Annotated in this window: 5 protein-coding genes; 2 read left to right on the top strand and 3 right to left on the bottom strand. The window is 71.5% G+C overall.

Annotated elements, in window-relative coordinates; all coding sequences use genetic code 11:
* The coding region (locus tag ACJ73U_RS39025) for a class I SAM-dependent methyltransferase (RefSeq protein ID WP_407782809.1) at positions 1-605 on the bottom strand (605 nt) is incomplete at its 3' end.
* A gap of 50 nt (positions 606-655) precedes the next feature.
* Here ACJ73U_RS39025 and ACJ73U_RS39020 point away from each other — a divergent pair.
* Positions 656-1246, top strand: coding sequence for a TetR/AcrR family transcriptional regulator (locus ACJ73U_RS39020; RefSeq protein ID WP_407782808.1), 591 nt, complete (start codon positions 656-658; stop codon positions 1244-1246).
* Here ACJ73U_RS39020 and ACJ73U_RS39015 read toward each other — a convergent pair.
* Complete coding sequence (locus tag ACJ73U_RS39015; RefSeq protein ID WP_407782807.1) at positions 1243-2073, bottom strand: metallophosphoesterase family protein; 831 nt, start codon at positions 2071-2073, stop codon at positions 1243-1245. The two genes, ACJ73U_RS39020 and ACJ73U_RS39015, sit on opposite strands and share 4 nt — an antisense overlap.
* Positions 2074-2198: 125 nt before the next feature.
* On the opposite strand from ACJ73U_RS39015, the gene ACJ73U_RS39010 reads away from it, so the two are divergent.
* Positions 2199-3218, top strand: coding sequence for an NlpC/P60 family protein (locus ACJ73U_RS39010; RefSeq protein ID WP_407782806.1), 1020 nt, complete (start codon positions 2199-2201; stop codon positions 3216-3218).
* Here the strand turns inward: ACJ73U_RS39010 and ACJ73U_RS39005 are convergent.
* Positions 3215-4447: an MFS transporter gene (locus tag ACJ73U_RS39005; RefSeq protein ID WP_407782805.1), complete on the bottom strand. Its 1233-nt coding sequence runs from the start codon at positions 4445-4447 to the stop codon at positions 3215-3217. The two genes, ACJ73U_RS39010 and ACJ73U_RS39005, sit on opposite strands and share 4 nt — an antisense overlap.
* Between the last annotated feature and the right edge of the window lie 57 nt (positions 4448-4504).

Below are 4504 nucleotides of genomic sequence, written 5' to 3'. Positions count from 1 at the left end.
TCGAACCGGCCGTCCGCCCGTATCGCGTCGGCCGCCTTGTCGAACATCACCTGGTACCCGTCCAGCGCGCGCTTCGGCATCGCCTTCAGGTCCACCGGCGAGTCGGGCACCACTCGCTGGTACACCTCGGCCAGGGCTTCGGCGATGGACGGCGGCGGCTGGAAGACGTGCCAGAACGGCGCCAGCCGCCCGCCTGGCCGCAGCACCTGCGCCGCCTTCGCCGCGCCGGCGACCATGTCGACCCAGTGCCAGGCCGTCCCGGCGACGACCGCGTCGAACCGGCGTCCTGCCGGGTCCCAGTCCTCGAACCTCGACACCTCGACCTCGAGCCCGCGGCTTCGTGCGAACTCGGCCATCCGCTCGTCCGGCTCGACGCCGAGCACCGTGACGCCGAGCGCCTGGAACTGCCGCGCCTCGATGCCGGTGCCGCAACCGGCGTTGAGGAACGACCGCCCCGGCGTTTCGGCGACGATCCGCGCCACGAGGGCGTCCGGGTAGGGCGGCCGCGCCCGGTCGTACCGTGCCGCGTCCTCGCCGAAGGACTCGGCGATCTGCCGGTGTTGGTGTATTTCTGGACGACGAGACTCCGAAGGTAAAGTGGGCATGCGCCCACCTTAAGTGGGCAAGCGCCCACTCGTCAACGAGAGGAACGACCGTGCCCACTGGCGTGGCCCTTCGCGACGTCCGCGAGCAGCTCTTCGACGCCGCCGACCGCGTCCTGCTGCGGGACGGCCCGAGTGGGCTGACCAGCCGGGCGGTCACCGACGAGGCGGGCGTCGCCAAGGGGGTCATGCACCGGCACTTCGACGACTTCGACGCGTTCCTCGCCGAGTTCGTGCTCGACCGCGTCAACCGGATGGACGTCCAGGCCGCCGCGCTCCGCGAGGCCGCCGGCACCGGGACCGTCGTCGACAACGTCGCCGACGCGCTGACCGCGGTCTTCCAGTCCGTCGCCGTGGCGATCGTCCCGCTCATCACCTTCCGGCTGCAGCTGCGCGTCCGGCTGCGCAAGCAGTGGCCCGCCGGCATCCCGGTGCTGACCGACGCCGCGATCATGATCGCCGAGTACCTCCTAGCGGAGCGCGACCTCGGTCGCGTCTCGCCCGCGGCCGAACCCGACGGGCTCGCCCCCATGCTGGTCGGCACCGGTCACCTGCTGTTCGGCGACCGGACGGGCCCGCGACCGGACGCCGCCACCGTCCGCAAGATGGTCGGCGACGTCCTCGCCGGCGTCCTGGCGAGTTAGGGCAGGATGCGGCGCGGCAGCCGCGGCGGGTTCTTCCTCGGTCGCCACTCCCGCGGGTAACCCAGCGAGACCTCGAGGAACGGCACCCCGTCGTGCACCGTGTCGCGTGGGATGTGCAGGTGCCCGTACACCATCGCGGCGGTGGGGAAGCGCGTGTGCCAGTCGGCCGTCAGCTCGGTGCCGCACCACTGCGCGAACTCCGGGTACCGCAGGATCCGCGTCGGCTCCCGCACCAGCGGGTAGTGGTTGACGAACACCATCGGCACGGCGGGGTCGCACTCCTTGAGCCGCTGTTCGGTCTCGGCGACCCGCGCCCGGCACCAGTCGTCCCGGGTCGGGAAGGGATCGGGGTGCAGCATGTACTCGTCCGTGCAGACCACGCCGGTGTTGTGCGCGTACGCGAGCGCCTCGGCCTTGGTCGAGCAGCCCTCGGGCCGCCAGGTGTAGTCGTAGCCGAGGAACAGGGGCACCACGGTGACCGGCCCGTCCGGCCCGTTCCACGTGGGGTACGGGTCCTCCGGCGTGATCACGTCGATCCGCCGGCACGTCTCCACCAGCGCCTCGTACCGCTCCACGCCCCGCAACTGGACCGGGTCGTCCTGGATGGTCCACAACTCGTGGTTGCCCGGCACCCACACGACGGTCGCGAACCGCTCGCGCAGCAGCGACAGCGCCCACTCGACGTCCGCGGCCCGCTCGCCGACGTCGCCGGCGACCAGTAGCCAGTCGGCGGGGGTCTCCGGTTGGATCGTCGCGACGAGCTCGCGGTTCTCCTGGTAGGAGACGTGCAGGTCGGAAACGGCCGCGAGGTTGCTCACCTGACTCACCCTAACGTTATCCAGAATGCCCTACCGTGCAGACGTTCGTACCCGGTTGAGGGGATCCGCAGCGCCGGCGGCGATCTTTGTTGAACAATGGGTACGGCGTCCGAGGACGGAGAGGGGAGCTCGGGGTGCGTGCACTGCCCGTTTCGCTGGCCGGCATCGGCGGCGCGGTACTGCTGACCGCGACGTTGTTGGTCGCGCCGGCCTCGGCGCAGCCGACGACCGTGGCCGGGTTGCTCGCCTACTACTACGACCTGAGTGCTCAGGCCGAGCTCGTCAACGAGCAGCTGCTGACCGTCCAGGAGCAGCTGACCGCGCAGCAGCAGGCGTCCGCGGCCGCGACCAAGGCCGCCGACGACGCGAAGGCCAAGGCCGACGCGCTGCGCACCAAGGCCACCGCCGCGCAGGACGTCGACCGGGTCGCCGACGTGCTGTCCTCCCGCAGCGACCTCGACGCGCTGTCCGCGTTCGCCACCAGCACCAGCCCGGACGACCTGGTGGGCAAGCTGGAGGCGGCGAGCCTGGTCGCGCACCTCACCAACAGCCCGCGTGAGGGCGACGCCGCGCTCGCGGCCGCCGAGAACGCGGAGACCAAGGCCGTCGCCGCCGCCAAGGAGGCGCAGGACCTCGAGGCGAAGGTCACGGCCAGCGCGAACGACGTGCAGCAGCGCCGCACCACGCTCGACTCGCAGATCACCGAGGTCCGCGGGGCACTGGACAGCCTGACGCCCGAGCAGCGGTCCCTGCTGAACGGCATCGAGGACTACGACAGCAGCGACGTCGTCATCCCCGGCGGCAACGCCGGCACGGTGCTGCAGTTCGCCCTCGGGCAGCTGGGCAAGCCGTACCTGTGGGGCGCGGTCGGCCCGGACTCCTACGACTGCTCCGGGCTCGTGCAGACCGCGTTCCACCACGCCGGCGTCAACCTCCCGCGCGTGTCCCGTGAGCAGGCCACGGTCGGCAGGAAGGTCGCCCGCGCGAACGTGCGTGCCGGCGACCTGATCTTCTTCTACCAGCCCGTCCACCACGTGGCCATCGCCATCGACGGCACCCGCGCGGTGCACGCCCCGAGCTTCGGCGAGGACGTCAAGATCAGCAACATCGACAACATCGGCCCGATCACGGTCATCCGCCGCGTCATGCCCTAGACCTGCGCGAGCGCCGCCGGCTCGTCGGCGGCCGGGCGGGTGCGGGCGGCCCAGCGGACGGCCGGGCCCATCGCGATCCCCGCCAGCAGGAAGACCACGCCGAGCACCAGCCACCCCGCCGTGCCCCATGCCAGCACCAGCGTCGTCACCAGCAGGGGGCCGAGCATCCTCGCCACCGTGAAGCCGGAGCCGAAGAACCCCTGGTACTGCCCGTGCCGGCCCTCCGGTGCCAGCCCGAAGCTGATCTCCCACGCCCCGCTCGCCTGCAGCATCTCCGCGCCCGACTGCAGTGCCGCGGCCACCAGGAGGATCCCCACCGCGAGCCAGGTCGGCGCGCCCAACCCGGACGTCGCGAACACCGCGCACGCGACCAGGAGCGTGACCCCGGCGTACCGGATGTGCCGGACCGCGCTCACCAGTCCGGTCACCCGGTTCGCGACCGCCACCTGGCACAGCACGATCGACACCGTGTTCAGCACGAGCAGCGCCGACACCGTCCAGCCCGGCGCGTTCGTCCGCTGGACGATCCACAGCGGAATCGCCAGCGTGATCATGGGGATGTGCAGCTGGAGGACCATGTTCACCAGCGCCACGAGCGCGTAGGGCCGGTCGCGCAGCACCGCGAGCCTCGGCTCCCCCCTCGTGCCGGCCGCTGCCGGCGCCACCGCCGGCAGCCGCAGCAGCACGAGCGCCGACACCACGAGGCTGACCGCGTCCACCGCGAACACCGCCAGGTAGGCGGCCGCGGTGTCGACTTGCAGTGCCAGCCCGCCGAGTCCGGCGCCGATCGCGATACCGCCGTTGACCGCGGCGGCGAGGCCCGCGCGTGCCTTCGTCCTGTCCGCGGCGGCGACCAGGCCCGCGAGCAGCGCCTGCCGTGCCGCGTTCAACCCCGAGATCGCACTCGAGTACAGGCACGCCACCAGCACGAACGGCACGAACGACCGGACGAACAGGAGCTGCAGGAGCGCGGCGGCTGTGCACAGCGCCAGCAACATCGCGATCCCTCGTGGGCCCCGGCGGTCGGCCAGGTGCCCGAGCGGCACGGCCGCGACGAACGCGACCGCCCACCCGACCGTGAGACCAAATCCCACCTGTGTGGGTGACAGACCCACGACCCGGGTGAAGTAGAGGGCGGAGCACACGAGGTAACCGCCGAGCCCGATCGAGTCGGTCAACTGCGCGACGGCGAGTGCGCGGGCGGGGCCTGCCGGCGGAACGATCCTCATGCCGCTGACGTTAGGCAGCGGTTTGTTATCTTATTAGAGTCTTTTTGGTAAAGTTTG

The sequence above is a fragment of the Actinophytocola sp. genome (genome assembly GCF_045807065.1).
In the GTDB taxonomy this organism is placed as follows: Bacteria; Actinomycetota; Actinomycetes; order Mycobacteriales; family Pseudonocardiaceae; genus Actinophytocola.
The sequence above is the reverse complement of the archived record's forward strand: the minus strand, read 5'-3'. Positions and strand labels throughout refer to the sequence as shown.

Bases quoted from the DNA above. Each gene is read 5' to 3' on its own strand.
- ACJ73U_RS39005 (WP_407782805.1), bottom strand. From the start codon at position 4,447: ATGAGGATCGTTCCGCCGGCAGGCCCCGCCCGCGCACTCGCCGTCGCG.